27 protein-coding genes and 1 pseudogene are annotated in these 26,992 nt (G+C 63.2%); 12 read left to right on the top strand and 16 right to left on the bottom strand.

All coding sequences use genetic code 11. From position 1 onward, the window contains the following. The first annotated feature begins 36 nt into the window (after positions 1 to 36). On the top strand, positions 37 to 615 hold the full coding sequence (locus tag NQE15_RS21780) for an HD-GYP domain-containing protein (protein ID WP_265944708.1): 579 nt from the start codon (positions 37 to 39) through the stop codon (positions 613 to 615). Between the two features lie 6 nt (positions 616 to 621). On the opposite strand, the gene mnmA is transcribed toward NQE15_RS21780, so the two are convergent. From mnmA to NQE15_RS21795, 3 genes are read right to left on the bottom strand one after another with little or no spacing between them, the layout of a single operon-like run. Then, on the bottom strand, positions 622 to 1,719 hold the full coding sequence (gene mnmA / locus NQE15_RS21785) for a tRNA 2-thiouridine(34) synthase MnmA (RefSeq protein ID WP_265944710.1): 1,098 nt from the start codon (positions 1,717 to 1,719) through the stop codon (positions 622 to 624). Continuing rightward, positions 1,712 to 2,266, bottom strand: a complete 555-nt coding sequence (locus NQE15_RS21790; protein ID WP_265944712.1) for a hypothetical protein — start codon at positions 2,264 to 2,266, stop codon at positions 1,712 to 1,714. The genes mnmA and NQE15_RS21790 overlap by 8 nt, the downstream gene beginning before the upstream one ends. After that, positions 2,266 to 2,712: an NUDIX hydrolase gene (locus NQE15_RS21795; RefSeq protein WP_265944714.1), complete on the bottom strand. Its 447-nt coding sequence runs from the start codon at positions 2,710 to 2,712 to the stop codon at positions 2,266 to 2,268. Before NQE15_RS21795 ends, NQE15_RS21790 begins: the two co-directional genes overlap by 1 nt. Positions 2,713 to 2,801: 89 nt before the next feature. Here NQE15_RS21795 and NQE15_RS21800 point away from each other — a divergent pair, with 89 nt between their 5' ends. The 8 genes from NQE15_RS21800 (at position 2,802) to NQE15_RS21835 (ending at position 8,612) form a co-directional block, all read left to right on the top strand. Next, positions 2,802 to 3,722, top strand: coding sequence for a branched-chain amino acid transaminase (locus tag NQE15_RS21800; protein WP_265944716.1), 921 nt, complete (start codon positions 2,802 to 2,804; stop codon positions 3,720 to 3,722). Between the two features lie 19 nt (positions 3,723 to 3,741). After that, positions 3,742 to 3,930 (top strand): zinc-finger domain-containing protein, encoded by a 189-nt coding sequence (locus tag NQE15_RS21805; RefSeq protein ID WP_265944718.1) that lies wholly within the window; start codon positions 3,742 to 3,744, stop codon positions 3,928 to 3,930. Between the two features lie 36 nt (positions 3,931 to 3,966). Then, positions 3,967 to 4,980 (top strand): lipopolysaccharide heptosyltransferase II, encoded by a 1,014-nt coding sequence (gene waaF, locus NQE15_RS21810; protein WP_265944720.1) that lies wholly within the window; start codon positions 3,967 to 3,969, stop codon positions 4,978 to 4,980. Further along, the gene (locus NQE15_RS21815) at positions 4,977 to 5,408 is read left to right on the top strand and encodes a YybH family protein (RefSeq protein ID WP_265944722.1); all 432 of its coding nucleotides are present in this window, start codon (positions 4,977 to 4,979) and stop codon (positions 5,406 to 5,408) included. The genes waaF and NQE15_RS21815 overlap by 4 nt, the downstream gene beginning before the upstream one ends. Beyond that, positions 5,405 to 6,361: a YheT family hydrolase gene (locus tag NQE15_RS21820; protein WP_265944724.1), complete on the top strand. Its 957-nt coding sequence runs from the start codon at positions 5,405 to 5,407 to the stop codon at positions 6,359 to 6,361. Before NQE15_RS21815 ends, NQE15_RS21820 begins: the two co-directional genes overlap by 4 nt. Positions 6,362 to 6,370: 9 nt before the next feature. Further along, complete coding sequence (locus NQE15_RS21825; RefSeq protein WP_265944726.1) at positions 6,371 to 7,747, top strand: phosphomannomutase/phosphoglucomutase; 1,377 nt, start codon at positions 6,371 to 6,373, stop codon at positions 7,745 to 7,747. A gap of 74 nt (positions 7,748 to 7,821) precedes the next feature. Then, the gene (locus NQE15_RS21830) at positions 7,822 to 8,145 is read left to right on the top strand and encodes a heavy metal-binding domain-containing protein (RefSeq protein WP_265944728.1); all 324 of its coding nucleotides are present in this window, start codon (positions 7,822 to 7,824) and stop codon (positions 8,143 to 8,145) included. Between the two features lie 119 nt (positions 8,146 to 8,264). Then, complete coding sequence (locus NQE15_RS21835; RefSeq protein ID WP_265944730.1) at positions 8,265 to 8,612, top strand: hypothetical protein; 348 nt, start codon at positions 8,265 to 8,267, stop codon at positions 8,610 to 8,612. A 55-nt stretch (positions 8,613 to 8,667) separates the two neighbouring features. Here NQE15_RS21835 and NQE15_RS21840 read toward each other — a convergent pair whose 3' ends face one another. The 6 genes and pseudogenes from NQE15_RS21840 to NQE15_RS21865 form a co-directional block, all read right to left on the bottom strand. Next, on the bottom strand, positions 8,668 to 9,288 hold the full coding sequence (locus NQE15_RS21840) for an OmpW/AlkL family protein (RefSeq protein WP_265944732.1): 621 nt from the start codon (positions 9,286 to 9,288) through the stop codon (positions 8,668 to 8,670). A 147-nt stretch (positions 9,289 to 9,435) separates the two neighbouring features. Then, a complete protein-coding gene (locus tag NQE15_RS21845; protein WP_265944734.1) occupies positions 9,436 to 9,744 on the bottom strand; it encodes a hypothetical protein in 309 nt (102 codons plus the stop codon). Beyond that, positions 9,741 to 12,361 (bottom strand): annotated as a pseudogene (gene alaS, locus NQE15_RS21850) (alanine--tRNA ligase). The gene NQE15_RS21845 and the pseudogene alaS overlap by 4 nt, the downstream one beginning before the upstream one ends. A gap of 166 nt (positions 12,362 to 12,527) precedes the next feature. Next, a complete protein-coding gene (locus NQE15_RS21855; protein WP_265944736.1) occupies positions 12,528 to 12,881 on the bottom strand; it encodes a hypothetical protein in 354 nt (117 codons plus the stop codon). Between the two features lie 63 nt (positions 12,882 to 12,944). Continuing rightward, entirely contained in the window at positions 12,945 to 13,688 is a 744-nt protein-coding gene (ugpQ, locus tag NQE15_RS21860) for a glycerophosphodiester phosphodiesterase (protein WP_265944738.1), read from the bottom strand. Then, positions 13,688 to 14,989 carry an extracellular solute-binding protein gene (locus NQE15_RS21865; RefSeq protein ID WP_265944740.1) on the bottom strand — a complete coding sequence of 434 codons (1,302 nt, stop codon included), beginning with the start codon at positions 14,987 to 14,989 and terminating at the stop codon, positions 13,688 to 13,690. The genes ugpQ and NQE15_RS21865 overlap by 1 nt, the downstream gene beginning before the upstream one ends. A gap of 95 nt (positions 14,990 to 15,084) precedes the next feature. Between NQE15_RS21865 and NQE15_RS21870 the strand changes: the two genes are divergently transcribed. From NQE15_RS21870 to NQE15_RS21880, 3 genes are all read left to right on the top strand, one after another. Continuing rightward, complete coding sequence (locus NQE15_RS21870) at positions 15,085 to 15,492, top strand: hypothetical protein (protein WP_265944742.1); 408 nt, start codon at positions 15,085 to 15,087, stop codon at positions 15,490 to 15,492. Between the two features lie 92 nt (positions 15,493 to 15,584). Continuing rightward, the gene (locus tag NQE15_RS21875) at positions 15,585 to 17,741 is read left to right on the top strand and encodes a response regulator (protein WP_265944744.1); all 2,157 of its coding nucleotides are present in this window, start codon (positions 15,585 to 15,587) and stop codon (positions 17,739 to 17,741) included. Positions 17,742 to 17,837: 96 nt separating this feature from the next. Beyond that, positions 17,838 to 19,295, top strand: a complete 1,458-nt coding sequence (locus NQE15_RS21880) for a DEAD/DEAH box helicase (protein WP_265950381.1) — start codon at positions 17,838 to 17,840, stop codon at positions 19,293 to 19,295. Positions 19,296 to 19,355: 60 nt separating this feature from the next. Here the strand turns inward: NQE15_RS21880 and NQE15_RS21885 are convergent, their stop codons facing one another. The 7 genes from NQE15_RS21885 to hyi form a co-directional block, all read right to left on the bottom strand. Continuing rightward, positions 19,356 to 20,153, bottom strand: a complete 798-nt coding sequence (locus tag NQE15_RS21885; RefSeq protein WP_265944746.1) for a PP2C family protein-serine/threonine phosphatase — start codon at positions 20,151 to 20,153, stop codon at positions 19,356 to 19,358. Positions 20,154 to 20,240: 87 nt separating this feature from the next. Further along, on the bottom strand, positions 20,241 to 21,128 hold the full coding sequence (locus NQE15_RS21890; RefSeq protein WP_265944748.1) for an HDOD domain-containing protein: 888 nt from the start codon (positions 21,126 to 21,128) through the stop codon (positions 20,241 to 20,243). Continuing rightward, positions 21,125 to 22,357, bottom strand: a complete 1,233-nt coding sequence (gene glcF / locus NQE15_RS21895) for a glycolate oxidase subunit GlcF (protein ID WP_265944750.1) — start codon at positions 22,355 to 22,357, stop codon at positions 21,125 to 21,127. Before glcF ends, NQE15_RS21890 begins: the two co-directional genes overlap by 4 nt. After that, positions 22,357 to 23,442 carry a glycolate oxidase subunit GlcE gene (gene glcE / locus NQE15_RS21900; protein ID WP_265944752.1) on the bottom strand — a complete coding sequence of 362 codons (1,086 nt, stop codon included), beginning with the start codon at positions 23,440 to 23,442 and terminating at the stop codon, positions 22,357 to 22,359. Before glcE ends, glcF begins: the two co-directional genes overlap by 1 nt. After that, on the bottom strand, positions 23,442 to 24,935 hold the full coding sequence (locus NQE15_RS21905; RefSeq protein ID WP_265944754.1) for an FAD-linked oxidase C-terminal domain-containing protein: 1,494 nt from the start codon (positions 24,933 to 24,935) through the stop codon (positions 23,442 to 23,444). Before NQE15_RS21905 ends, glcE begins: the two co-directional genes overlap by 1 nt. Beyond that, the gene (locus tag NQE15_RS21910) at positions 24,932 to 26,194 is read right to left on the bottom strand and encodes a glycerate kinase type-2 family protein (protein WP_265944755.1); all 1,263 of its coding nucleotides are present in this window, start codon (positions 26,192 to 26,194) and stop codon (positions 24,932 to 24,934) included. Before NQE15_RS21910 ends, NQE15_RS21905 begins: the two co-directional genes overlap by 4 nt. Then, on the bottom strand, positions 26,191 to 26,964 hold the full coding sequence (hyi, locus tag NQE15_RS21915; RefSeq protein WP_265944757.1) for a hydroxypyruvate isomerase: 774 nt from the start codon (positions 26,962 to 26,964) through the stop codon (positions 26,191 to 26,193). Before hyi ends, NQE15_RS21910 begins: the two co-directional genes overlap by 4 nt. Positions 26,965 to 26,992 lie beyond the last annotated feature (28 nt).

The following is a 26,992-nucleotide window of genomic DNA, read 5'->3' on the forward strand; positions in this document are numbered from 1 at the left end:
TCAGGTGATTTAATGCCCAGATCAAAGGGAGTTTCCATGGAGAGTGTCGCTCGATCCTTGACTGTCGCACTTGGCGAACGGGACACCCACACCCGCGTTCATTGCGAACGCGTGGTTCAGCTTGCCGAAGAACTGGGTCGGCATATCGAGCTATCGACCGCGGAAATCGAGTTGCTGACTCTGGGTGCGCAATTCCACGACATCGGCAAGATCGGCATTCCGGACAATGTGTTGCGCAAGCCGGCGCCCTTTGAGCGCGAGGAATGGGAATGCATGAAACAGCACACCCTGATCGGCGAACGCATCATCTTGGCGATTGGCGCCGAGCACTCAGCAGAGCTCGGCCGCATCGTTCGCCATCATCATGAAAACTTTGATGGTTCGGGTTATCCGGACCAACTCAAAAACAACGATATCCCGTTGCTTTCAAGGATCATCTCACTGACTGACAACTACGATGCAATGGCGGCCAGCCGCCCCTACCATAAGGCGCGTCGGCACCAAGCCGTAATGGATATCCTGTCCAGCGAAGAAGGGATCAAGCACGACCCCGACCTTCTCCACGCCTTTTGCACCGTCATCGAAAAATCGGAGATGCGGTGCAGCGATAGCTGACTGCGCCTAGCGGATGACCCCGCCGCCGAGGCAAACCCGGCTTTCGTAGAGCACCACCGACTGCCCGGGGGTCAATGCCCACTGCGCTTCCGCGAAATTGATCGCGCAACTGTCGCCATCGACCCGCTCGACTTCGCAGGGCTGATCGGATGTCCGATAGCGCGGCTTGGCGGTATAAACCCAGTGCGGGTGCGGCGCGCGGCCCGAGACCCAGGACAGTTGCTCGGCCACTAGGTCATTTCGCTGCAGCGCCGGATGGTCGTGCCCCTGCACGACGTAGAGCACATTCTTCGCCATGTCCTTGCCGGCGACGAACCAGGCGTCGTGATCACCGCCACCGGGCACGCCCTTTTCCTTGATGCCCCCGATATGCAGCCCCTTGCGCTGGCCGATGGTATGGAACATCAGACCGTCGTGCTCGCCCATGAGCTTGCCGTCGTCGAGACGGCGGATTTCGCCCTTCTTCGGCGGCAGATAACGGGCCAGGAAGTCCTTGAACGGGCGCTCGCCGATAAAGCAGATGCCGGTCGAATCCTTCTTGGTCGCCACATGCAGGCCTTCGGCCTCGGCGATCTTGCGCACCTCGCGCTTGTAGAGATCGGCCAGCGGGAACAGCGTCTTCGACAACTGCGACTGGTTCAGCCGATAGAGGAAGTAACTCTGGTCCTTGGTGCCGTCTTCGGCCTTCAGCAACTGGAATTCGCCATTGAACTCACGGACGCCGGCATAGTGGCCGGTGGCGATCTTGTCGGCACCGAGTTGCAGGGCGTGATCGAGGAAGGCCTTGAACTTGATCTCGGAATTGCACAGGATGTCCGGATTCGGCGTCCGCCCGGCCTGGTATTCGCGCAGGAATTCGGCAAACACCCGCTCGCGGTATTCGGCCGCGAAATTAACCACCTCGACGTCGATGCCGATGCGGTCGGCGACGCTCATGACATCGATCAGGTCCTGGCGCGAGGAGCAATACTCCTCGGTATCGTCGTCTTCCCAGTTCTTCATGAACAGGCCGATCACCTTCCAGCCCTGGCGCTTCAGCAACAACGCTGCGACGGAGGAATCGACACCGCCGGACAAGCCGACCACCACAGTTTTTTCAGACATCGGGCCCAGCCCCCTTCTTCCAGTCAGCCAGCGGCAAAATCACCGCCGGCTCTCCATTATCGACAAACCAGCTATCGACGGCGAAGCGCCGGGCTTCGTCATCGCGTCCTTCTTCAATCACCGCCGAGTAGTGCGCGGGAAACACATAGCCCCAGTGCCGGACATCCGGCTCCAGCACACGGTGGAAGCGGAGGGCACCCTGCGCCTCGAGCACGCGCAACAAGCGTGTCGTCGACGTCGCGTGATCAATGCAATCCATCTTGCCGGGCTCGTTGCCGTCGGCAAAATTGCCACCGCGGTCACTATGGATATCCGACTGCTGACCAGCCCAACCATACATTTTCCCGATAACCTGGGCGAGGATTTCCCGCTCTTCACCGGCATCCGCCGCAGCATTAAGCAGATAAGCCGCAGTTGCCAGATGTACCTCGCTATAGCGCACCTCGGCAAAGGACTGGCAACCATAGCCATAGCACAGGCTGACCGTCTCATCCGCCGGGGCATTGCCCGCCAGCAGAACAAGCACAGCCGCCAGCCAGTGCCGCATCAAGCGTAATGCACCAGCAGGTCGAGCGGGTAGGATTTGCCGGCAATCAGATCCTCGATGCAACGCAGGATCAATGGGCTGCGATGGCGCGCCTGGGTGGCCTTGACCTCATCCAGGGTCAGCCAGCGGGCGGCGATGATGCCATCGTCGAGCTTGCGCTCGGCCTCGTAGCCGCGCAACTCACCACCAAAAGCAAAGCGCAGGTAGGTCACATCCTTGGCCGGATGCTTCCAGTTGTAAATCCCGATCAGATGCGTCGGCTTGAAGTGATAGGCGGTTTCTTCCAGCGCCTCGCGGACGACCGCGTCGATCAGCGCTTCGCCTTCTTCGAGATGCCCGGCCGGCTGGTTGAAAGCGAGGCCGGCATCGGTCTCTTCCTCGACCAGCAAAAATTTGCCGTCACGCTGGACAACAGCGGCTACGGTCACATGGGGTTTCCAGATCATGGCAAGGCTCAATCGGCAAAAGCGTTATTTTAACGTCTGAATTCGGCTAGAATTGTGCGCTTTGATACGCGCAACACGGAGAAATGACCATGTCCATGTCGGACCGCGACGGCTTTATTTGGCAGGATGGCAAGCTTGTGCCCTGGCGCGAGGCGACCACCCACGTCCTCACCCATTCCCTGCACTACGGCATGAGTGTCTTCGAGGGCGTCCGTGCCTACAAGACCGAGCGTGGCACCGCCATCTTCCGCCTGGAAGACCACACCGACCGCCTGTTCAACTCCGCCCACATCTTCCAGATGGCCATGCCTTACGACAAGGCGACCATCAACGAAGCACACAAGGAAGTGCTGCGCGCCAACAAGCTCGAATCCGGCTACCTGCGCCCGATCGCCTTCTACGGCTCGGAAAAGATGGGCGTTTCCCCGAAGGGTGCCCAGGTCCATGTCGCCATCGCCGCCTGGCCCTGGGGTGCCTACCTCGGCGAGGAAGGCATGGAGCGCGGCATCCGCGTCAAGGTCTCGAGCTACACCCGCCACCATGTGAATATTTCCATGGTGCGCGCCAAGGCGTCCGGCCACTACATCAATTCAATTCTGGCCAATAACGAAGTGACCAACGAAGGTTACGACGAAGCCATGTTGCTGGACCCCGAAGGCTACGTCGCCGAAGGCGCTGGCGAGAACCTCTTCATCGTCAAGAAGGGCAAGCTGTACACGCCGGACCTGACCTCCTGCCTGGAAGGCATCACCCGCGCCACGGTGCTGCAGATTGCCGAGGAACTGGGCCTTTCCGTTCAGGAAAAGCGCATCACCCGCGACGAGGTTTATACCTGCGACGAGGCCTTCTTCACCGGCACCGCCGCCGAAGTCACCCCGATCCGCGAACTCGACGGCCGCCAGATCGGCATCGGCCGCCGCGGCCCGATCACCGCGCAGATCCAGGCCAAGTATTTCGATGTGGTCTATGGCCGCTCGACCCAGCACGACAACTGGCTGGCCTACATCTAAGAAGCTCAGGGAAAACACGATGTCCGACAACAAGACCATTGAAGTCACCGCCCACGACCTGCCCTTGCATTGCCCGCAACCGGGCGCCGAACTCTGGGCCCAGCATCCGCGCGTCTTCCTTGACGTGCTGAAGACGGGCGAGGTCACCTGCCCGTACTGCAGTGCCAAGTACGTCTTCAAGGGCGAAGCGCCCAAGGGCCATCACTAAGTCTCGGGCGGCGGGCCAGAAGCCCGCCGCTTTCGCATGAAGAGAGCCCTGATCGTCGCCCCCTCCTGGATCGGTGACACCATCATGGCGCAGCCGTTGTTCGCACGGCTGCACGCCAAATATCCCGGGTTGCAGCTTGATGCCCTCGCGCCGCGCTGGGTGGCCCCGGTTCTGCACCGGATGGCCGAGATCGGCGAGGTCATCGACAGCCCGTTCGGCCACGGCCAGCTGTCGCTGAAGGCCCGCTGGCGCTTGGCCCGGCAGTTGGCAGAAGGCGGCTACGACGCCGTCTATGTCCTGCCCAATTCGCTGAAATCAGCGCTGACGCCCTTCCTGGCCGGCATTCCGCAACGCATCGGTTTCATCGGCGAATCCCGTTACGGCCTGATCAACGTTCGCCACCGCCTCGACAAGGCGGCCCTGCCCTTGATGGTCGAGCGTTTTGCGCAATTGGCCGAAGCTCCCGGCGCTGCGTTGCCCAAGCCGATCGCCTACCCGAAAATCCGCTCGACGGCAGCCGACCAGCAAAAAACCCTGGACGAACTCGATCTTGAACGCCCAGCCCGCATCGTCGCCTTCTGCCCCGGTGCCGAATACGGTCCGGCCAAACGCTGGCCGGCTGCCCATTTCGCCGCCTTGGCCAGAAAACTGGCTGCCGACGGCTACGCCATCTGGCTCTTCGGCTCCGCCAAGGACCACGCCGTCGCCGAAGAAATCTCGCAACTGGCTCCCGGCCTCTGCCACAACCTGTGCGGCACCACCTCGCTAGCCCAGGCCGTCGACCTGCTGGCCCTGACCGACCTGGTGGTCTGCAACGACTCCGGCCTGATGCATGTCGCCGCCGCGCTCGACCGCCCTCTGGTTACCCTTTACGGTTCCTCGTCGCCCGGTTTCACTCCGCCGCTCTCCGACCAGGCCGACATCCTCAGTCTCAATCTTGATTGCAGCCCCTGCTTCAAGCGCGAATGCCCGCTCGGCCACTTCGACTGCCTGAACAAGCTGTCGCCCGAGCAGGTTCTGGCAGCCTCCCTGAAAAGAATCGCAGCATGAGCCAAGCCAACAACTTTGCCTCGCCTGAAGAAGTCGAACATGCCTTCTACGACGCCATCGTCAAAGGCGATGCCGATCTGCTGATCCAGATCTGGGCCGACGACGAGGAAACGCTGTGCGTCCATCCAACCGGCGTTCGGCTGACCGGCATCGTGCCGATCCGCGAAAGCTGGCGCAACATTTTCGCCACAGCCAAGATTCGCGTCCAGCCCGAGCAGGTCGCTCACTGGCAGGGCTCGGTGCTGGCCATCCATCACCTGACCGAAGTGCTCTTCGTCGGCGACGACCCCAGCCCGCACGGCCCGCTGCATGTGACCCACGTCTATGCGCGCGGCGCCCATGGCTGGCGCCTGGTCAGCCGCCACGCCTCGGCCGCCGACGACAGCCATCAGGCGATGGTCGACTCGGTTCCCCACACGCTGCATTGAAACCCTACCGCGCCCCGGCCTGGTTGCCCGGTGGCCACGCCCAGACCATCTGGCCGTTGCTAATCAAACCTCAGCCGCTCCAATTGCGGCGCGAGCGCTGGACCACCCCGGATGGCGACTTCATCGACGTCGACCACCTCGACGGCCCGACCAACGCTCCCTTGCTGGTCCTGTTTCACGGCCTCGAAGGCAGCGCCCACAGCCATTACGCCATCTCGACCGCCCACGCCTGCAAGAAAGCCGGTTGGCGGCTGGCCCTGCCACACTTTCGCGGCTGTTCCGGCGAACTGAATCGCCGCCCGCGCGCCTACCACTCCGGCGACTCGGAAGAAATCGACTGGATCCTGCGCCGCCTGCACGCCGCCAACGGTGGCCGCCAGTTGCATGCCGCCGGCGTCTCGCTCGGCGGCAATGCCCTGCTCAAATGGGCCGGCGAACGCGGCCCGGCGGCCGCCGAACTGGTCACCGGCGTCGTCGCGATGTGCGCTCCGGTCGACCTCGCCGCCTGTGGTCACCATCTGGCCCGCGGGTTCAATCGCGTCTACACGCGACATTTTCTCAATACCCTGAAAGCCATCTCGGCTGCCCGTCTGCGCCAGTTCCCCGGTCTTTTCGACGCGACCCGGATGCAGCAGGCGATCAACCTCTACCAGTTCGACGATGCCGTCACCGCCCCGGTCCACGGCTTTGCCGGCGCTGACGACTACTGGCAGCGGGCCTCGGCCAAGCCGTGGCTCAAATCGATTGCCGTGCCGACCCTTGCCGTCAACCCGAAAAACGATCCCTTCCTGCCCGCCGCCTACCTGCCAACCATGGCTGACGTCGCCCCCCGGGTCCGCCTCGAACAGCCTGCCGGAGGCGGTCACGTCGGCTTCGTCAGCGGTGCCTTTCCGGGACATCTGGACTGGCTACCGCAAAGGCTCCTACACTTCTTTCTTTTCGAAACGTCATAAAGGCCAAGCATGAGCCAACTCCCAGCTGAAATCTTCAAGGCCTACGACATCCGGGGCATCGTCAACAAGTCGCTGACCGCCGCCGTCGTCCGCCAGATCGGCCATGCCCTCGGCTCACTGGCCATCGAGCAGGGTCAGACGGCGATCGCCGTCGGCCGCGACGGCCGCCTTTCCGGCCCGGAACTGGCCGGGGCGTTGATGGACGGCATCTGCGCCGCCGGCATCGACGCCATCGACATCGGCTGCGTGCCGACCCCGGTCACCTATTTCGCCGCCTACGAACTGGGCTGCCATTCCTGCGTCTCGGTCACCGGCAGCCACAACCCGCCGGACTACAACGGTCTGAAGATGGTGATCGGCGGCACGACGCTGGCCCTCGACGCGATCCAGAACCTGAAGAAACGTATCGAGGCCGACGACCTGAAATACGGCCAGGGCCAACGCCGCAGCGCCGATGTCCTTGACGCCTACGTCGAGCGCATCGTCGGCGACGTCAAACTGGCTCGCCCGCTGAAGATCGTCATGGATTGCGGCAACGGCGTCGCCGGCGCGATCGCCCCCGAACTGTTCAAGCGCCTGGGCTGTGAGATCGTGCCCTTGTTCTGTGAGGTCGATGGCAATTTCCCGAACCATCACCCGGACCCGTCGAAGCCGGAAAACCTGGCCGACGTCATCCGGGCGCTCAAGGAAACCGATGCCGAAATTGGCATTGCCTTCGACGGCGACGGCGACCGTCTCGGCGTCGTCACCAAAGATGGCGAAATCATCTTTCCCGACCGCCAGCTGATGCTCTTCGCCGCCGACGTGCTGGCGCGCGTCCCGGGCGGCACCATCATCTACGACGTCAAGTGCACGCGCCTGCTGGCGCCGTGGATCAAGCAGCATGGCGGCGTACCGCTGATGTGGAACACCGGCCACGCGCTGGTCAAGGCCAAGCTCAAGGAAACCGGCGCCCCGCTGGCCGGCGAGATGAGCGGCCACTGTTTCTTCAAGGAACGTTGGTACGGTTTCGACGACGGCCTATACACCGGCGCCCGCCTACTCGAAATCCTGTCACGAGCTGCGGATGGCAATGCGGTTCTGCGCGGCCTGCCCAATTCGCCATCGACCCCTGAACTCAATATCAAGATGGCCGAAGGCGAGCCGTTCACGCTGATCGACAAGTTGAAAGCTGAAGGCCAGTTCCCCGGCGCTGAGGAAATCATCACCATCGACGGCCTGCGGGTCGAATACGCCGACGGTTTTGGTCTCGCCCGCCCGTCGAACACCACGCCCGTCGTCGTCCTGCGCTTCGAAGCCGACAATGCGGCCGCTCTCAAACGTATCCAGAACGGATTTCGGCAAGCGCTGAATGCCGTCTGGCCCGGCATCCAGCTGCCGTTTTAAGGGACTCTGGTGAGCGAAACCGCCGTCCAGACCGAGGCCCTGCATTGGGCCAACACTATCGAAAAGGAAGCCCCGTGCTGATGACCACCACCCCTGGCGTCGAAGGCCACAACGTTCGCGAATATCACGGCGTCGTCACCGGCGAAGCCATCATCGGTGCCAACTTTCTCAAGGACATGTTCGCCGCTGTTCGCGACTTCGTCGGCGGCCGCGCCGGCGCCTACGAAAAAACCCTGCGTGCCGCCCGCGAGACCGCCTTCGCAGAAATGGCCGAAGCCGCCAGCCGTCTGGGGGCCAACGCCATCGTCGGCATCGATATCGACTATGAGGTACTCGGTGAAAAGAATGGCATGCTGATGGTCGCGGTAAGCGGCACGGCCGTCACGCTCGCCCCGTAGATTCGCCGGTTTGCTTACGGACGGTCACAAATTTCGACAGGCGCCGCACAGACAAGCGATCAAAAGTCGGGCACGCTTGACACTCCCTGCCACCACATTCGCCCCCATCGAGAAGCCCCATGACTTTCAATACCAATGCCGAGGACGACTTGTCATTGAACCAGCAAAAATCCCGTTATTCCGCTCACAGCAGCCGACAAGCCCGCGGCCCGCTAGAAAAGCTGCTGGCCTTCGTACTGAGTGCCGGACTTGTCGTTCTCGCCATCATGTTTTCGCTGGCCGCCCTGGCGGTGATCGCCATCGCCGGCCTGGTGTTTGCCGGCTGGTTCTGGTGGAAGACGCGCACCTTGCGCCAACAGGTCAAGGGAGCCACCACCGGCAGCGCTTACCGCAGCGGCCACATCATTGAGGGCGAAGTCGTGCGCACAACCGACGCCACGCCCGACACAGGCAGACGATTGCCCTGATCAAAAAAAGGGGTGCCCCCTTGGCACCCCTTTGTCGAACCGCGTTTCTAAGCGCTCAGAAACGATAGCCGATACCGATACCGGCAGTCACCGGGCTCAGGTCAAGTGTACCGAGCTTGGCACCATCCAGTTTCACCTTGGTATCCATCGTGATGTACTTGACATCGACGTTCAGAGACCAATTCTTGGTGAGCATGAAATCCGCACCAAGCTGAGCGACAGCACCGATCGAATCATTATCGACGGAAATCTTGCCCAGGGCGGTATTAAAACTCTTCTTCGTAAAGATCGAATAGTTCAGACCGACACCGACATAGGGCTTGAACATGCCGAGATTGGTGAAGTGATACTGCAGTACGAGAGAAGGCGGCAGGACATCGACATGACCGATCTTGCCGAGAGCGGACGTACGGATGTCGACTTGTTGCGGATAGGTCAGGACCAGTTCGAGCGCCAGGTTCTTGGTCATGAAGTAGCTGAAATCGACTTCGGGAATCCAGAGGTCTTCGGCGGATACCTTGCCAACACCAACCTTATCCAAACCATCCTTATTCGAATTGTCGAAAGCAAGATTGACCGCACGCGCACGGACCATGAAGTTGCCTTCTTCGGCCTGCACATTGGCCGAAACGAAACCGGCAACAGCCAGCGCAGCAACAAGAATCTTCTTTTGCATAAACACTCCCTCCATTTGCCATTGAAAGAAAGCGATGCTAAAGACTCAGACGAAAGTCATATTGACTCAGATCAATATAACCATATTATTTGTACGGTTATATTGATCTATATTGGATACCGATTCAGCGCTGGGGAGCTGGAGAAATCAGCGCAGTTTTGGATTCAGCGACCCCCGGTTATAGTCCTTGTCGCCAGGCATGATGACCCGACCGACACTGCCGAATACGCCGCCCTGGGCATCGAGCGGACGGGTCTTGTTTTCGGGGTATTGCGCGGCAAGCTGCTGCGCCGACGCCGCCTTGGCGGCATCGACGTATTCCCATCGACCATTCGGAAACAGCCGCACCTTCTGACCATCGGCTGTCTGCGCTTCCAGCGGCGTGCGATCAAGTTCGCTGGCCAGAACCGGTCCGGCCAGCAGCACACAGAGTAACGCGAATACCCGGGCTTTCACAGCTTGCTCTCGAGCCACGCTGAAACAGAAGCCAGCCCCGCCGGCAGGTTTTCCGGCTGGGTGCCGCCGGCCTGGGCCATGTCCGGGCGACCACCGCCCTTGCCGCCGACCTGCTGGGCAACCATATTGACCAGTTCGCCGGCCTTGACCTTGCCGGTCAGGTCGGCAGTGACGCCAGCGATCAGCGTCACTTTGCCATCGGCGACCGAGGCCAGCACTATGGCGGCCGACTTCAGCTTGTCCTTGAGCTTGTCCATGGTTTCGCGCAGGGCGGTCACATCGGCGCCCTCCAGCATTGCTGCCAGCACCTTGACCCCCTTGACTTCCACCGTTAGGCCGGCGAGGTCGTCACCTTGCGAGGAGGCCAGCTTGGACTTCAGACGGGCCAGCTCCTTTTCGAGCGCCCGGACGTTGTCGAGAATATTGACCACGCGCTCGGCCATTTCCTCGGGCTGGGTCTTCAACAGGGCGGAAACTCCCTGGACGCGGCGTTCCTGGTCCTGGACGTAACGCAAGGCGTTATTACCGGTAACCGCTTCGATACGGCGCACGCCGGCGGCAACGCCGGATTCGGAGAGAACCTTGAAGAGGCCGATGTCACCGGTGCGGCCGACGTGGGTGCCGCCACACAGCTCCTTGGAGGAACCGATGGCGACCACCCGCACCTCGTCGCCGTACTTTTCCCCGAACAGCATCATGGCACCGGATTTCTGCGCATCCTCGATGCCCATAACCCGCGATTCGGTCGCCGCGTTGGCCAGAATCTCGTTATTGACGATTTCCTCAACCTCGCGGATTTCCTCGGCGCTCATCGGAGTCGTGTGGGCAAAATCGAAGCGGGTCTTGTCCGGATCGACCTGCGAACCCTTCTGCTGCACGTGCTGGCCGAGAACTTCGCGCAGTGCCTTGTGCATCAGGTGGGTGACCGAGTGGTTGCGGGCGGTGGCCGCCCGGGCGATCGCGTCCACCCGCGTCACGACCTGCTGGCCGACGCTCAGGTGGCCGGTCTTGACGATACCGTGGTGGCCAAAGACTGTGGCTTGAATCTTCTGGGTATCCTCGACGGCGAAGATGCCGCCCGCCCCCTTCAGATCGCCGCGGTCACCGACCTGGCCGCCTGATTCGGCGTAGAACGGCGTGTTGTCGAGGACGACGACGCCAAAATCGCCTTCATCCAGAGCATTGACGGCGGTGCCGTCTTTATAGAGTGCGAGAACAGTAGCCGGGGTTTCCAGGCGCTCGTAGCCATGGAAGGTGCTGGCCGGGCCTTCATACTCCAGATTGGCGGCCATCTTGAACTTGCCGGCGGCGCGCGCCTGGTCCTTCTGGCGGGCCATGGCGGTATCGAAGGCGGCGCCATCCACGGTCACTTGGCGCTCACGGCAGATGTCGGCGGTAAGATCAAGCGGGAATCCGTAGGTATCATGCAGTTTGAAGGCGGTCTCGCCGTTGAAGACGGTGACGCCCTTGGCCGCCATCTCGGCCAGTTCGCCTTCGAGGATGGCCATGCCGTTCTCGATGGTCGCGAAGAAGCGGTCCTCCTCCTGCTTGAGCATGGCCATGACCTTGCTCTGACTCTCGACCAGTTCCGGGTAGGCACCTCCCATCTCGGCGACCAGATCGGGCACCATCTTGTGGAAGAAGGCGGCGCGGGCACCCAGCTTGTAGCCGTGGCGGATGGCGCGGCGGATGATCCGGCGCAGCACGTAGCCGCGGCCTTCATTGCCCGGAATGACGCCATCGGCGATCAGGAAGGAGCAGGCACGGATGTGGTCGGCCAGCACCTTCAGCGACGGGCTTTCCATGTCGGCGGCAGAGGTTTCGCGAGCGGCTGCCTTGATGAGGCTCTGGAAGAGGTCGATCTCGTAGTTGGCATGCACCCCCTGCAGCACGGCAGAGATACGCTCCAGACCCATGCCGGTATCGACTGAGGGCTTGGGTAGCGGGTGCATGACCCCGGCTTCGTCGCGGTTGAACTGCATGAAGACGTTGTTCCAGATCTCGATGAAACGATCACCGTCTTCATCGGGCGATCCCGGGGGCCGCCCCAGTGCTTTTCGCCGTGGTCGTAGAAAATCTCGGTGCACGGACCGCAGGGGCCGGTATCGCCCATCATCCAGAAATTGTCGGAGGCGTAACGGGCGCCCTTGTTGTCGCCGATGCGGATGACGCGTTCGGCGGGAACGCCTATTTCCTTGGTCCAAATGGCGTAGGCCTCGTCGTCCTCGGCATAGACGGTCACCGTCAGCTTGTCCTTGGGCAGCTTGTAGACCTCGGTCAGCAGTTCCCAGGCGTAGGTGATGGCATCGCGCTTGAAGTAGTCGCCGAAACTAAAGTTGCCGAGCATTTCGAAGAAGGTGTGGTGGCGTGCGGTGTAGCCAACGTTTTCGAGGTCGTTGTGCTTGCCGCCAGCGCGCACGCATTTTTGCGAGGTCGTCGCACGGGAGTAGGGGCGCTTGTCGAAGCCGAGGAAAACGTCCTTGAACTGGTTCATCCCGGCATTGGTAAACAGCAGCGTCGGATCCTCATGCGGCACCAGCGAACTGGAGGAAACGATCTGGTGGCCTTTGGAGGCGAAGAAGTCGAGGAACTGCTGGCGGATTTCGGAGCTTTTCATAAGCTGGCGGCCTCAGAGGCGTTGAATTCGAAAGGCGTGATTTTAAATGAAAGCCATAGGGTTCAGTGAACGCTCATGTCGGCAAGCCTGTCCTGCAATGACAATGCCGAGGCCGGAACAAAAAACCCGCCGGGTGGCGGGTCTTGGGGGGCGGAACCAGGCGCTCCTAGCGACGGCGCGGACGGTCGACGCGACCGTTGTGGTTGTAATCGTGCTGACGATCGTGTTTTTGCGCGTAAATACGGCGGTTTTGGACGTCCTGAGCCTGGTGCAGGCGAACGCGCTCCTGACGCGTCACTACGCCATCCGCCTTGGCGCGGCTTTCCATGTTCGCGACATGCTGCTGGCCACGTTCGAGGCGATTGGCCTCGCGCTGCGTCAGACTCCCCGAAGCGACGCCCTGGTCGATACGCTGTTCCTGATTGGCCTGGCGCTGATCGACACGCGGCGTATTGGCCTGGGCAAAGGCCAGGACAGGCAACGAGAGCGCAACGGCGGCAAGCATTTTGAAGTTTTTCATTTTTTCCTCCTGGATGACGGGTGGATTCCCTGGCCGCCATTTAAAGACGAATCCTGAAAGAAATCAGCCGCCTAAATGCAAGCCTTTGTAAGCAGTTGTTGCCGGCGGAAAAAGGTCAAGGCGATCGGTAAACAGGGCGCTGACCCCGCGCCCGAAAAGCGCAATCGCCTTCTCCGGCGCATTGACCGTGTAACAGAGCACGGGAATCCCCTGCCCCCGGGCTTCGGCCAGCACCGGGTCAGTCAGCAGGTCGCCATCGCAATGCAGGGAAACCGCCTGGAGACGTTGTATTTCGCTCAGCCAGTTGGCAGGGACCGCCTCAAACAGCACGCCCCGTTCGATTTCCGGCGCCAGATCACGCGCAATTTCCAGCGCTTCCAGCGAGAATGAGGAAAGCAGGGGCTGAACCGGCGCTCCGCGCCACAACTCAGCAGTCAGCCGGCCAACCGCTTCAGCCGTTGGCCTCTCATACCCGCTCGCCGGCTTGATTTCAACATTGGCCAGCAAGCCAAGCTCGCGGCACAAAGCCGCCGCTTCGGCAAAGCGGGGAATACGCTCGCCGCCACCGGCATCGAGCGCGAAAAGAATGGCGTCAGATGTCGTCGCAACCGGACCGCGACCGCTGGTCGTCCGCTCCAGCGTTTCGTCGTGGATCAGAACCGGAGTACCGTCGCCGCTCAACATGACGTCGAACTCGACCGCCCGGAAGCCCAGGCGCGCCGCCAGACGGATACCAGCCAGGGTATTTTCAGGCGCCAGCGAGCCGCCACCGCGATGAGCTATCCAGCGCGGCAGCGGCACCAACATCAGAAGGGCTGCGCCTTCTTCAGGGCCGGCTTAGCGGCAAGCACCGCGTTGCCACGGCTGACCGACGTGTCGAGCGCAGCTTTGGCCGGCTTCTTGTTCTCCCAGACCGTTTCCAGTTCCTCGTCAGCAACTACGCGTACCGGATCGATGTTGGCCACGCGCAGGGCCGGCTTGCTGCCGCTACCGTTCAGCGAGGCGTAGGCAATTTCCAGCGTACGGTCGGCGTCATCCTTGAGCAGCTTGCTGCGCGTAGCGGCACGGGCAGCGGCAGTTAGCGGCAGACCACCGTGCTTGCGCACCATTTCAAGCTGAATCTCCGGCGACAGCAGGAAGGAAACAAACTTTGCCGCCTGCTTGTACTCGGCTGCCGAGTGACCCGCCCCAACCCACAGGGAAGCGCCATCGGCCAAGGAGGACTGGCGACCGCCATAGACATCATCGTGATAGGGCAAGGGGGCGACGCCCAGATCGACGCCCTTGGCGTCATGGAAATCGACATGCTCGCGTGAATCCGTAGTCAGCATCGCGCATTCACCTTCATGGAACTTCGCGCTGGCTTCATTGCGCCGACCAAACTGTCGGAAATACCCGGCCTTGGTCCACGTCGCCATCATGGCAATGTGCTTGACTTGGGGCAGGCCGTTGAAATTCAGCAGGCCCTTGTCGGTGGTCGCCGGTACACCGGAAAGGGCGCTGACGTTGTCGATATGCACCCAGACCGGCCAGGAAGAGGCGTAGGGACAGGCATAGCCGGCATCCTGCAGCTTGTCGAGCACACCTTGCATCTCGAACCAGGTCTTCGGCGGCTGCTCCGGATCAAGCTTGGCCTTGCGGAACGCATTCTTGTTGTAGAACAGTACCGGCGTCGAATAAAGAACGGGCAGCGCTACCAGACGGCCCTTGGCATCAACCACACCCGCCTTGAGATCACCCGACAATTCCCCGAACTTCAGCGGCTGGCGGGCCTTGGTCATCATTTCATGGAGCGGGATGAACTGCTTCGGCTGGCTCAACACCTCACTCACATCGTAGCGACGAATCAGGTTGAGGCCGGCCGGCTTGTCGCCTTTTTCCAGGCGCACCAGCTTGAGATTGCCAGCATTTTCCTTGTTGAAGCGATCGACCATCGCCTGCAAACGCTCCTCGCCCAGGGGGCCGAGATTATGCGCAAGTTCAAAATCAGCCGCCGCAACCGGGGCCGGAGCAGGCTTGGCGGCCGACTTGGCGGGTTTGGCCGCTTGCACCGAAAAGGCAAGGCCCAAACCAATGGCAGCGAGCAGAAAACGGGAATGATGCGGCATATGTACTCCAGCAATTCAGAAAGACGCTGATTATAACGTTGGCGCCGCACTCCCGCCTTCGCCACATTTTTCATGAATGTGCGAGAATTCGCGCCATGATCACCCGCCTTATCCTCGTCTTCGTTGCCTTGCTGCCCCTCACCGGCTGCGATCAGGTCAATCAGAAACTCGGTCTCGAGGATCCGGCCAAGAAGGAAGCGCGACTCGAAGCCGAGGCCAAGGCAGTCGGCAGCGCCTGCCGACATTCCGGCCGGGCCATCGAAGATTGCTACTCGATCTACGGCTGGCTACCCAAGGCAGGTGTCTATGCCGGTTGGCGCGAAATGGACGAATACATGCGGGCCAACCAGATCGAGACGATCACCCCGCAATTGCCGCCGGCGGAACCGCCGGGCACCAAAAAGAAAAAGCCAGCCGTCGCGCCGGAAGCCAGCAGCGCAAGCCCCCCCGTCAAGGAAGAAACGGCAGCCAAGGCCCCAGGAAAAAGCGCCGAAAAACCCTGACTCGACGAAAAACATGTTTGGTCGGGTCACCCTCGAATCCGGAGTCGGCGTCGAATTGATCCTCACCATCCACTTATTCCTGGATGCCGAATATGGCTGAACGCAACGCCGGCCAACTGAAGCTGGGCACCATCCTCTACCCCCTGCTGCTGTTCGTAACCCTCGGGCTGGGTTGCGAATTCGCCGTGCGCGAACTGACGTTGCGCACCCTTGGCGAACAACGCCTGGAAGCACAGGCCAAGGCCGGCGCCATCCGCGCCGTCCTCGAATCCGAACTCAACGCCACCGTGTTTCTGACCAGCGGCGTCGAGTCCTACATCATCGCCCGCCAGGGCCGGATCGACAAACGCGAAATCGAGGAGATGCTCGGCCTGATCTACAAACAGGGCCGCCATTTCCGCAACCTGGGAATCGCCCCCGGCAACCGTCTGCAGCACGTTTTCCCCCTTGCCGGCAATGAGGGCGCCATCGGGCTTTACTACCCTGACAACAAGGTGCAATGGCCCGCCGTCGAACGCACGATCCGCGAGCGCAAAACATTCCTTGCCGGCCCAATCAAACTGGTCCAGGGCGGCGAGGCACTGATTTACCGCACCCCGGTTTTCATCGCGGGCGCCTATTGGGGCCTGATCAGCACGGTAATCGATACCGCCAGTCTTTTTCGTGCACTGGAACCGCTGACGACGCACGGCGACACCCGGATCGCGTTGCGCGGACGCGACGGTAGCGGCGCCATAGGGGAAATCTTTTTCGGCGACCCGGAACTCTTTGCCGGTCACGGTCCATTCATGGACATCAGCATCCCCGGCGGCACCTGGCAACTGGCGCTAGCCCAGCCCGAAGCCCCGAGCCGCCACCCCATGCTGATCCGCAGCCTCGGCTGGTCGCTGGCCGGCGTCTTCGCCTTTCTGGTTTTTTTCCTGTTGCGCGCCCTGCGTCATCAGTCAGCACTGATGGATCGACAAGGGCAGATGCTGGAAGATCTACGGCGAACCGAGGGCGCCCTGCAAGCGCATCGTGACGAACTGGAAGGCATCGTCAAGACACGGACCGCCGAACTGACCCAGGTCAACCACGCCCTAAATCAGGCCAAAGAAGTCGCCGAAGCGGCGAATCGGGCGAAGAGCGCCTTTATCGCCAACATGAGCCACGAGATCCGCACACCGATGAATGCCGTCATCGGCCTGACCCATGTCCTGCAACGAGCCGGCCCGCGGCCCGACCAGACCGAACGGCTGAACAAGATCGGGACCGCGGCCAGCCATCTGCTAGGCATCCTCAACGATATTCTCGATCTCTCCAAGATCGAAGCCGGCAAGCTCGAGCTGAGCACCGACGAATGCCGCCCGCAGGATCTGCAGACCCGACTCGAAGCCCTGTTTGCCGATCAGGCGCGGCAGAAAGGCCTCGGCCTGAGCATCGATTTCTCCGCCTTGCCGCCCTGCCTGGCCGGCGACGCGACGCGGATCGGGCAGTTGCTGATCAACTATGTCGGCAATGCCCTCAAATTCACTGCCCACGGCGCAATCGCGGTCGATGCCGCCGTTGTCGACCAGGATCAGCACAGTTTGCTGGTCCGTTTTGCGGTCCGCGACACCGGCATCGGACTGACCCAGGAAGACGCCGCCCGCGTCTTCGACGCCTTCGAGCAGGCGGACAACTCGAGCACCCGACGCCATGGCGGCACCGGCCTCGGTCTCGCCATCAACCGCCGACTGGCTGGACTGATGGGCGGTGAAACCGGCGTCGACAGCGCGCCCGGCCTCGGCAGTACCTTCTGGTTCACCGCCCGACTCGGCAAACTGGACGGCCAAGCGCCGGCTGCAGCATCAGCTCCGGCTGCCGACCTCGAACTGACGGCCCGCCACGCCGGCAAGCGGATACTGCTGGTCGAAGATAACCTGATCAACCGCGAAGTAGCCATCGAACAACTGGAAAGCGTCGGAATCTGCGTCGATATCGCGGAAAATGGTGCCCAGGCGGTGGACATGGCGGGATCTGTGGAATACGACCTGATCCTGATGGATATCCAGATGCCGGTGATGAATGGCATCGAAGCGACCATTCGCATTCGTCGCGACCCGGCCGGCAAGCACGTTCCGATTCTGGCGATGACCGCCAACGTCTACGACGAAGACCGGAAAGCCTGCCTAGCGGCCGGAATGAACGACCATATCGGCAAACCGGTCGCCCCCGATGTTCTCTACGCCAAACTTCTGAGCTGGCTGGATCAGACAGCAAAGCCCTGAACTGCGGCCCGGGGGGTATAATCCGGCCCCATGTCTGAAATCAATACCTTAGCCGGCGAAAACGCCATAATCATCGCTGCCGACGTAGCGCCCGAAATCACCTTCGCCGACCTCGGTCTGGCGCCGGAGTTGCTCCGCGCCGTTCTCGACGAAGGCTACACCAAGCCGACGCCAATCCAGGCCCAAGCCATTCCGCTGATCATCAGCGGGCAGGACATCATGGGCGGCGCCCAGACCGGCACCGGCAAGACGGCCGCCTTCACGCTGCCCATCCTGCAACGCATCCTGCCCTTCGCGAGCAGCAGCCCGTCGCCGGCCAAGCACCCTGTACGCGCTCTGATCCTCGCCCCGACCCGCGAACTGGCCATGCAGGTTTACGAGTCGGTCAAAACCTACAGCAAGCACACGCCGATCCGCGCCATGTGCGCCTTCGGTGGCGTCGATATCCGGCCGCAGATCGCCGAACTAAAAAAAGGCGTCGAAATCCTCGTCGCCACCCCTGGCCGCCTGCTTGACCACGTCGAGAACAAGAGCGTCAGCTTCAACTCCGTCCAGGCCTTGGTTCTCGACGAAGCCGACCGCATGCTCGACATGGGCTTCGTACCCGACGTCACGCGCATCCTCAACATGCTGCCGGCGCAACGGCAAAGCCTGCTCTTCTCGGCCACCTTCTCGGAAGAAATCAAGAAGCTGGCCGACAAGATGCTCAAGTCGCCGATCCTCATCGAGGTCGCCCGCCGCAATCAGGTCTCGGAAAACATCACCCATCGCGTCCATCCGGTTTCCGAATTCGGCAAACGTGGCCTGTTGATCAAGCTGTTGAAATCGGCCGAAATCCGCCAGTGTCTCGTTTTCATGCGTACCAAGCAGGGCTGCTCGCGCCTGACCCGCGAACTGCAGCGCGCCGGCATCAAAGCTGACGCCATCCACGGCGACAAGAGCCAGCTCGAACGCATCAAGGCCCTCGAATCCTTCAAGAGCGGCGAAACCGACGCCCTGATCGCCACCGACGTCGCCGCCCGCGGCCTGGACGTTGACGACCTGCCCTACGTCATCAATTACGAGCTGCCGCACACGCCGGAAGACTACGTGCACCGGATCGGCCGTACCGGTCGCGCCGGCAAGCTGGGCAACGCCATCTCGCTGGTCAGCGCCCGCGAAGTCGTCTATCTGGTCGATATTGAAAAGCTCATCAAGCGGCCGATCGAACAGGTCGAAGTAGTCGGTTTCGAACCGGAAGCGGAATACGAATACCCGCCGGGCAACAAGAAGAAGCGCAGCGCAGCGCCAATCAAGGCTCCGGTCGCCCATCGTCCCGAGCGTTCGGAACGTTCGGAGCGCCCGGAGCGGGCTGAACGCGGCGAGCGTTCGGAACGTCGTCCACCGCGCCGCAACCCGATGGTCGCTGCCGACGGCTTCGACTTCAGCAAGCCTTACGAAGACATCACGCCGCGCGGCGAAGTGCCGGATTCGCCGAACGCCCCGGCCAAGGTCGACCCGCACAAGCCGAAACGCGTTGTCGCCGCACTGCTCGGCGGCCTCGGTCGCAAGTAGATTCCCGCACCGGAAAGCAAAACGGCACCTGACGGTGCCGTTTTTCATGGCGGGCAGCGATTACGTTGGTAGCTGCGGCCCGAAACCGGTCGGCAATTTCGGTTTCTCCGGCAAGGCTTCCTGGAGCTTGATGATCGCCAGCGATACGTTATCGCCACTGCCGGCGCCCCGTTGGCGCGCCTTTTCGATCAGCGTCTCACAGGCGTTGCGGGCCGAATTGTCGGCCACCAGGCCGGCCATTTCGACATCGTCAAAATAGGCCCAGAGGCCGTCCGAACAGAGGACGAAGGCATCGCCGGCAATCAGGTCCTCGGTATCGGCGAAATCGAACTTGGGTTCCTCCTGACCGCCCAGCGAGGTCAACAGCACATTGCGATTGGGATGGGTCAGCGCCTGCTCCGGAGTGATTTTTCCCGTCGCCACCAGATGCTCGACGTAGGAGTGGTCGACGGTGCGTTCCACCAACTGCTTGCCGCGAAAATGGTAGAGCCGGCTGTCGCCGCAGTGCGCCCAGGTCACGCGACCGGGTTGCAACAGAAGCATGACGGCCGTGCTGTGCGGATCCTTTTCGTTCATGAAGCGCGACGCCTTGATCATCGTATGCGCCTCGCGCATGCTATTTTCCAGCATGCACTGCGGACTTTCGTCGGCCGGTGAGAAATGGTCGAGATTGTTCTTGGCGGTATGAATTACCTGCTCGGCCGCCAGGGCGCCCCCGGTATGCCCGCCCATGCCATCGGCGACAACTGCCAGCGCCACCCCGCGTTTCCGGGAATGCGGCAGGATGGCTACGCGATCCTGCTGTTCCTTGCGGTCCCCCTGATGCTGCGCGGCGCAGGCATCGATTGTTATCGCCATTCTTCCTCCTTGAGGGCGGAGAGATTATCACGAAAGGAATGCTGCCGCCTTGACCCCAATCCGCTGTTCGTGAGGCGAGGACTGCGGCTAGGAGCAGCCACTGAAACGGTCGAGGATGATGTCGACAAACTCCGGCAAATCGTCTTCCGAGATATCCAACTCGGCCCGGACATCGGCCTTGACTCGATCCCATTCCGGATTAGGCACCAGCAGGGAACGGTGATAGATCTCGATCGCCAGTTGCAGCATGGCGCCCATGCTGCGGGCAGCCGCCGAGATGCCCGGCTCGGCGAGAGCATGGTGGTAACGAATGGCGTCGCAGATGAAATCCGGCAAGCGCCAATGCCGCGCCACCAGATAGCCGACGACGCAGTGGTCGGCGTTGAACTTGCGGTCCTCCTCGGCGAGATCGGGCCAGCTGCCGTCGATGCCCAGCTTCATCTCGGCACAGTAGCTGGGGAAGCGCTGCATCAGCAGCGGCACGCCGCAATCGTGGAAGATGCCGACCAGATAGGCCTGGTCGGGAAAGATGTTGCAGTCGGCGCCGCGTTCGTCGGCAATCAGCATGGCCAGCTGACCGATGGCCTGCGAACGGGCCCAGAAAGCTTCGTATACCTGGCGATTCTTGCGGATGTCGCCGGCGCTGATCAGGGCGATGGCCTGGACCAGGTTGTAGGTCTGGCGCACCCCGACGGCGTGCAAGATCTGGTCGACCGAAGCGAAAGGCTGGTGCTGGCGATAGGCGGCATTGGCCACCACCTTGAAGAGCAGCGCGGTCAGCCCGGGATCCTGGTTGATCACCTTGGCCAGCAGACGGACATCGAGTTCCTCGCGCAGCATCAGCTTGCTCAGCTCCTCAAGCACCCGGGGCTGGGCCGGGATCTTGATGCCGCCTTCAAGCAGACGCTTGACCCGCCCCGCGTCGTCCTCGCCGAGGGACTGGGTAATCGCATAAACCGATGCTGCTGTACTCACGTCAATACCTCGTCGATCAATTCTATCCAGTGCCGGACCGGCAGCAGGCTGCCAGCCTGCAAGTGCGTCAGGCAGCCGATGTTGGCCGTCGCGATCGCCTGCGGCGCACCGGCATTGAGCGCGGCCAGCTTGTTGTGGCGCAGCCGGCCGGACAACTCCGGCTGCAAGACCGCATAAGTCCCGGCCGAGCCGCAGCACAGATGGCCATCGGCCACCGGCGTCAGAGTGTAGCCGGCCGCCCAGAGAAATTCCTCGATGGCGCCGCGAATTTTCAGGCCATGCTGCAGGGTGCACGGTGAATGAAAGGCCAGCTTGCCACGCGAGCCGCCGGGGAACAGGCCGAGCAGGCGGTCGCGCTCGGCGACCAGGATTTCCGACGGGTCGCGACACAGCGCGCTGATCCGCGCTGCCTTCACGGCGTAGGCCGCATCGTGGGCCAGCGCATGGCCGTACTCCCTGACCTGGACGCCGCAACCGGAAGCCGTGACGACGATCGCCTCGACGCCAGCCTCGACGTGCGGCCACCAGGCGTCGATATTGCGCCGCATGTCGTCCTTAGCAGCCGCCTGGTCGTTCAGGTGGAAACGCAGCGCGCCGCAGCATGCCGCCTTCCTTTCCTCGAACAATTCGATGCCCAGGCGGTCGAGCACCCGCGCCGTCGCGGCGTTGATGTTGGGCGCCAGTTCCGGCTGGACGCAACCGGCCAACGCCAGCATGCGGCGGGCGCGGCCGGCGGCGGTCGGCCACGGCTTGTTATTGACCGCGGCGGCGGGTGGCAGCTTGTCGGCCAGCGCCGTCGGAAGCAGCGGCCGCAGGATGCGGGCGAGCTTGACGGCCGGGCCGAAGACGGCCGGACGCGGCAGGGCCTCGCGCAAGGCGAAACGGGTCAGGGCATCCCCTGCCGGGCGCGGCAATTTCTCCTCGACCACCTGGCGCCCGATGTCGAGCAGGTGAGCGTACTGGACACCGGACGGACAGGTCGTTTCGCAGGAGCGGCAGGTCAGGCAGCGATCGAGATGCAGGCGAGTCTTCTCGGTCACCGGCTGGCCTTCGAGCACCTGCTTGATCAGGTAGATGCGGCCGCGCGGGCCGTCCAGTTCGTCGCCCAGCAACTGGTAGGTCGGGCAGGTCGCCGTGCAGAAGCCGCAATGCACGCAACTGCGCAGAATCCTCTCGGCCTCCTGGCCGGCCGGGGTATCGCGGATGAAATCGGCGAGTCGGGTATCCATTAGAGCTCCGCGTAGAGACGGCCGGGGTTCAGGATGCCCAGAGGATCGAAGCGCTTTTTCAGGCGACGATGCAAGGCGAGCAGGGGCGGGGCCAGCGGCGCGAAAGCCCCTTCCAGACAGCGCAGCGACTCCGCAGCACGGTAAAGCACGGCATGCCCGCCCGCCTTGGCCGCCAGTTCGCGGACGCCGTCACCCTCCCCGGCATACCAGCGCAGCGCGCCGCCCCATTCGATGGAGCACAGCCCGTCGAGGCCGAGCGCCGGCGTCGTCGACGGCAGGGCCAGCCGCCAGAGCGGGGTTCCGGCAAAGGCCTGGTGGGTCTGTTCGCGAACCGCTAGCCAGTGCCGTTCGCCGTCCGCTACGGCCGTGCCGCCGAGCTTGTCGCTGGCCGCGGCGACCGCCGCCCGTGCCCCGGAGAGGCGCAGCCAAAGCTTGCCCTCGTGCCAGAACGAAGCGGAGATCGGCAAGGGCTGGCCGGCCCACTGGTTGAGCCGGGCGATGGCCCCGGCCTCGTCGATGGCAAAGACCAGGGTCCGTTCGGCCACCGGCTTCGGCAACACCTTCAGCGTGACCTCGGCGAGCACGCCCAGGGTGCCCAGACTGCCGGCCAGCAGGCGCGAGACGTCGTAGCCGGCGACGTTCTTCATGACCTGGCCGCCGAAATCGAGGACCTGCCCGGTGCCGTCGATCAGTTTCACGCCGAGCACGAAATCGCGCACCGCCCCGGCCTGCAGCCGACGCGGGCCGGAGAGCCCGGCGGCGACGCAGCCGCCGAGCGTCGCCATATCGAAATGCGGCGGCTCGAAGGCCAGCATCTGGCCCCGCTCGGCCAGCGCCGCCTCGATCTCGGCCAGCGGCGTGCCGCAGCGCGCCGTGATGTAGAGCTCGGTCGGCTCGTAGGCGACAATGCCGCGATAGGCGCCGACATCGAGCACCTCGCCAGCCAGCATGCCGCCGTAGAAATCCTTGCTGCCGCCACCGCGGATGCGCAGCGCCACCCGACTGTCCAGCGGAGCTTGCAGCGCGGCCTCGTATGCGGCCCCGATCGCGGTGACCAGTTCGTCGAGTCCCGACAAATGCGGCATCAGAATCGCTCCAGTTCGGGAAACTTCAGGTCGCCCTGATGGACATGCATGCGGCCGTATTCGGCGCAGCGATGCAGACTGGGTACGGCCTTGCCGGGGTTGAGCAGGCCCGTTTCGTCGAAAGCCGCCTTGATGCCGCGAAAGGCGTCGAGCTCCGGCGTCTTGTATTGCACGCACATCTGGTTGATCTTTTCGATGCCGACCCCGTGTTCGCCGGTGATCGAGCCGCCGAGCGCCACCGACAATTCAAGGATCTCGGCGCCGAAGGCTTCGGCCCGCGCCCATTCGCCGGGCTGGGCGGCGTCGTACATGATCAGCGGGTGGAGGTTGCCGTCGCCGGCATGGAAGACGTTGGCGCAGCGCAACCCGTACTTCTTTTCCATGGCGGCGATGGCGGACAGCATCTCGGCCAGCCGTTTGCGCGGGATGGTGCCGTCCATGCAGTAATAATCCGGGGTGATCCGCCCGACCGCCGGGAAGGCCGCCTTGCGCCCGGCCCAGAAGCGCAGACGTTCGGCCTCCGACTGCGAGACGCGGATGTCGCTGGCCCCGGCTTCGCGCAGCACCGTCGTGACGCGGGCGATTTCCTCGGCGACCTCCTCGGGCGTGCCGTCCGCCTCGCAGAGCAGTATGGCCGCGGCATTCAGGTCGTAACCGGCCTTGACGTAGGGCTCGACGGCGGCAGTCGCCGCCTTGTCCATCATTTCCAGCCCGGCCGGAATGATGCCGGCGGCGATGATTGCCGCCACCGCATCGCCGGCCTGGCCGACGTCGGCGAACGATGCCATGACGACCTGGGCCAGTTCCGGCTTGGGGACCAGCTTGACGGTGACTTCGGTGACCACGCCGAGCATGCCCTCGGAACCGATCAACAGCGCCAACAGGTCGTAGCCCGGCGCATCCGGCGCTGCCGAGCCGATCTCGAAAATCTCGCCTTCGATGCTGACCACCCGCAGGCGCAGCACGTTGTGCACGGTCAGCCCGTATTTCAGGCAATGCACGCCGCCCGAGTTCTCGGCGACGTTGCCGCCCAGCGTGCAGGCGATCTGCGACGAGGGATCGGGCGCGTAGTAGAGGCCGTAGGGCGCCGCCGCTTCCGACACCGCCAGATTGCGCACGCCCGGTTGGACCACGGCGAGCCGGGCGTCGCGGTCGAGACGCAGGATCTTGTTGAAGCGGGCCAGCGACAGCACGACGCCCTGGGCATGCGGCATCGCGCCGCCCGAGAGGCCGGTGCCGGCGCCGCGGGCGACGACCGGCACGCCGAGGCTGTGGCAGGTGCGCAGGACGTCGACGACCTGCGCTTCGCTTTCCGGCAGGCAGACGGCGAGCGGCATTTCGCGGTAGGCGGTGAGGCCGTCGCATTCGTAGGGGCGAAGATCCTCGTCGTCGCTGAGCAGGCAATGCGCCGGGAGAAGCAGTTTGAGGCACGCTACCAGCTGACGGCGGTCGGTCTGAAAGCTGGGTTCGGCGTTCGGCATGATCGGACTCATTCCATCCCCACGAAAATGGCGCGGAAGTCGTTGACGTTGGTCCTCGTCGGACCGGTGACCAGCAGGTCGCCGAGGGCCGAGAAATAACCCCAGGCGTCGTTGGCGGCCAAATGCCGCTGAATATCCACACCCTGCTCCCAGGCCCGGGCCAGCGTCTCCGGCCCGACGAAGGCGCCGGCATTGTTCTCGCTGCCGTCGATGCCGTCGGTGTCGGCGGCCAGGGCGTGGATGCCCGGCGCACCGTCGAGAGCCTGGGCCAGACCGAGCAGGAATTCGGTGTTGCGCCCGCCCCGCCCTTCGCCTTTCAAGGTCACCGTCGTTTCGCCGCCGGAGAGCAGCACGCCCGGCGCCCGCAGCGGGAAGCCGTGGCGCGCGCAGGAAAGGGCGATCCCGGCCAGGACCTTGCCGACTTCGCGGGCCTCGCCTTCGATCGCATCGCCGAGGATCAGCGGCGTCAGGCCCATTTGCAGCGCCGCTTCGGCCGCCGCCTCGAGCATCTGGCGCGGACTGGCGACCAGCCGGAAAGTGCTGCGCGTCAGGTGCGGATCGCCCGCCTTGGGCGTTTCCAGTTCGCCCTCTTCGAGTTGGCAACGCAGGGATTGGGGCAGATCGATGGCGTAGGAATCGAGCACGTTCAGCGCATCGAGCGCCGTGCTCGGATCGGCCACCGTCGGGCCGGAAGCGATCACCGCCGGGTCGTCGCCCGGCACGTCGGAAATCGCCAGGGTCAGCACCGACGCCGGCCAGGCGGCGACGGCCAGCCGACCACCCTTGATCGCCGAAAGGTGTTTGCGCACGCAGTTGATCTCGCCGATGCTCGCCCCGGAGCGCAGCAGGCTCGAGGTGATGGCGCGCTTCTCGGCCAGCGTGATGCCGGCGGCCGGCGCCGCCAGCAAGGCCGAGCCGCCACCGGAAATCAGCGCCAGCACGCGGTCGCTTTCGCTCAGCCCGCGCACCTTGTCGAGGATGCGCTGCGCCGCCAGTTCGCCGGCCACGTCCGGCACCGGGTGCGCCGCTTCGACGATTTCGATGCGCTCGCAAGGCACACCGTGACCGTAACGCGTGACCACAAGGCCATCGAGCGGGCCCGACCACTGTCGCTCGACGGCCTGCGCCATGGCCGCCGAGGCCTTGCCGGCACCGATCACGATCAGCCGGCCGCCATCGTCCGGCGGCAGGCAGGGCGGTACGCAGCGCGCCGGGTCGGCGGCGGCGATGGCCGCGTCGAACAGCGCACGGAGCATTGCGCGCGGCATCATTTGGGCATCCAGCCGAGGCCGGCCTCGGTGGTCGTCAGCGGCTTGTATTCGCAGCCGACCCAGCCGTCGTAGCCGAGCCGGTCGAGGCAATCAAAGAGGAAGGGGTAATTGATTTCGCCGGTGCCCGGCTCATGGCGCCCGGGATTGTCGGCGATCTGGATATGGCCGATGTGGTGAAGGTTGGCTTCGAGGGTGCGCGCCAGATCGCCGGCGATGATCTGGGCGTGATAGATGTCGTACTGCAATTTGACATTGCTGCGATCGATCGCCTCGAGCAGGCGGAAGCCCTTGGCGACGTCGTCCAGCCAGTAGCCCGGCATGTCGATCCGGCTGTTGATCGGCTCGATCATCACCGTGGCGCCGATGGTCGCGAAGCGGTCGGCGGCATGGCGCAGGTTGGCGATGTAGGTGGCTTCCAGCTCGGCTTCGGGAATCCCCGCCGGGGCCAGGCCGGCCAGGCAGTGTAGGCGTTCGCAGTCGAGGACCATGGCGCAGTTCAGCGCCTGCTCGACGCTCTCGGCGAACTCGCCCTGGCGGTGCGGCAGGCAGGCCAGGCCGCGCTCGCCGGCCGCCCAGTCGCCGGGTGCGACGTTGAACAGCACCTGCTCGAGGTCGTTGTCGCGCAACCAGTCCGCCACGTCATGCGGCGGGTAGTCGTAGGGAAACATGTATTCGACCCCATTGAAGCCTGCGGCGGCAGCCTTTTTGAAGCGCTCCGGAAAAGGCACCTCGGTAAACAGGAAACTCAGATTGGCAGCGAACTTTGGCATGGCGGTGACAGTCTATAGCGCGGCCCAA

Source organism: Dechloromonas sp. A34, from assembly GCF_026261605.1.
Taxonomy (GTDB): domain Bacteria; phylum Pseudomonadota; class Gammaproteobacteria; order Burkholderiales; family Rhodocyclaceae; genus Azonexus.

Excerpts from the sequence above, each read along its gene's own strand:
- NQE15_RS21780 (WP_265944708.1), top strand. The coding sequence starts at position 37 with ATGGAGAGTGTCGCTCGATCCTTGACTGTCGCACTTGGCGAACGGGAC.
- mnmA (WP_265944710.1), bottom strand. The coding sequence starts at position 1,719 with ATGTCTGAAAAAACTGTGGTGGTCGGCTTGTCCGGCGGTGTCGATTCC.
- NQE15_RS21790 (WP_265944712.1), bottom strand. The coding sequence starts at position 2,266 with ATGCGGCACTGGCTGGCGGCTGTGCTTGTTCTGCTGGCGGGCAATGCC.
- NQE15_RS21795 (WP_265944714.1), bottom strand. The coding sequence starts at position 2,712 with ATGATCTGGAAACCCCATGTGACCGTAGCCGCTGTTGTCCAGCGTGAC.
- NQE15_RS21800 (WP_265944716.1), top strand. The coding sequence starts at position 2,802 with ATGTCCATGTCGGACCGCGACGGCTTTATTTGGCAGGATGGCAAGCTT.
- NQE15_RS21805 (WP_265944718.1), top strand. The coding sequence starts at position 3,742 with ATGTCCGACAACAAGACCATTGAAGTCACCGCCCACGACCTGCCCTTG.
- waaF (WP_265944720.1), top strand. The coding sequence starts at position 3,967 with ATGAAGAGAGCCCTGATCGTCGCCCCCTCCTGGATCGGTGACACCATC.
- NQE15_RS21815 (WP_265944722.1), top strand. The coding sequence starts at position 4,977 with ATGAGCCAAGCCAACAACTTTGCCTCGCCTGAAGAAGTCGAACATGCC.
- NQE15_RS21825 (WP_265944726.1), top strand. The coding sequence starts at position 6,371 with ATGAGCCAACTCCCAGCTGAAATCTTCAAGGCCTACGACATCCGGGGC.
- NQE15_RS21835 (WP_265944730.1), top strand. The coding sequence starts at position 8,265 with ATGACTTTCAATACCAATGCCGAGGACGACTTGTCATTGAACCAGCAA.
- NQE15_RS21840 (WP_265944732.1), bottom strand. The coding sequence starts at position 9,288 with ATGCAAAAGAAGATTCTTGTTGCTGCGCTGGCTGTTGCCGGTTTCGTT.
- NQE15_RS21855 (WP_265944736.1), bottom strand. The coding sequence starts at position 12,881 with ATGAAAAACTTCAAAATGCTTGCCGCCGTTGCGCTCTCGTTGCCTGTC.
- ugpQ (WP_265944738.1), bottom strand. The coding sequence starts at position 13,688 with ATGTTGGTGCCGCTGCCGCGCTGGATAGCTCATCGCGGTGGCGGCTCG.
- NQE15_RS21865 (WP_265944740.1), bottom strand. The coding sequence starts at position 14,989 with ATGCCGCATCATTCCCGTTTTCTGCTCGCTGCCATTGGTTTGGGCCTT.
- NQE15_RS21870 (WP_265944742.1), top strand. The coding sequence starts at position 15,085 with ATGATCACCCGCCTTATCCTCGTCTTCGTTGCCTTGCTGCCCCTCACC.
- NQE15_RS21875 (WP_265944744.1), top strand. The coding sequence starts at position 15,585 with ATGGCTGAACGCAACGCCGGCCAACTGAAGCTGGGCACCATCCTCTAC.
- NQE15_RS21885 (WP_265944746.1), bottom strand. The coding sequence starts at position 20,153 with ATGGCGATAACAATCGATGCCTGCGCCGCGCAGCATCAGGGGGACCGC.
- glcF (WP_265944750.1), bottom strand. The coding sequence starts at position 22,357 with ATGGATACCCGACTCGCCGATTTCATCCGCGATACCCCGGCCGGCCAG.
- glcE (WP_265944752.1), bottom strand. The coding sequence starts at position 23,442 with ATGCCGCATTTGTCGGGACTCGACGAACTGGTCACCGCGATCGGGGCC.
- NQE15_RS21905 (WP_265944754.1), bottom strand. The coding sequence starts at position 24,935 with ATGAGTCCGATCATGCCGAACGCCGAACCCAGCTTTCAGACCGACCGC.
- NQE15_RS21910 (WP_265944755.1), bottom strand. The coding sequence starts at position 26,194 with ATGATGCCGCGCGCAATGCTCCGTGCGCTGTTCGACGCGGCCATCGCC.
- hyi (WP_265944757.1), bottom strand. The coding sequence starts at position 26,964 with ATGCCAAAGTTCGCTGCCAATCTGAGTTTCCTGTTTACCGAGGTGCCT.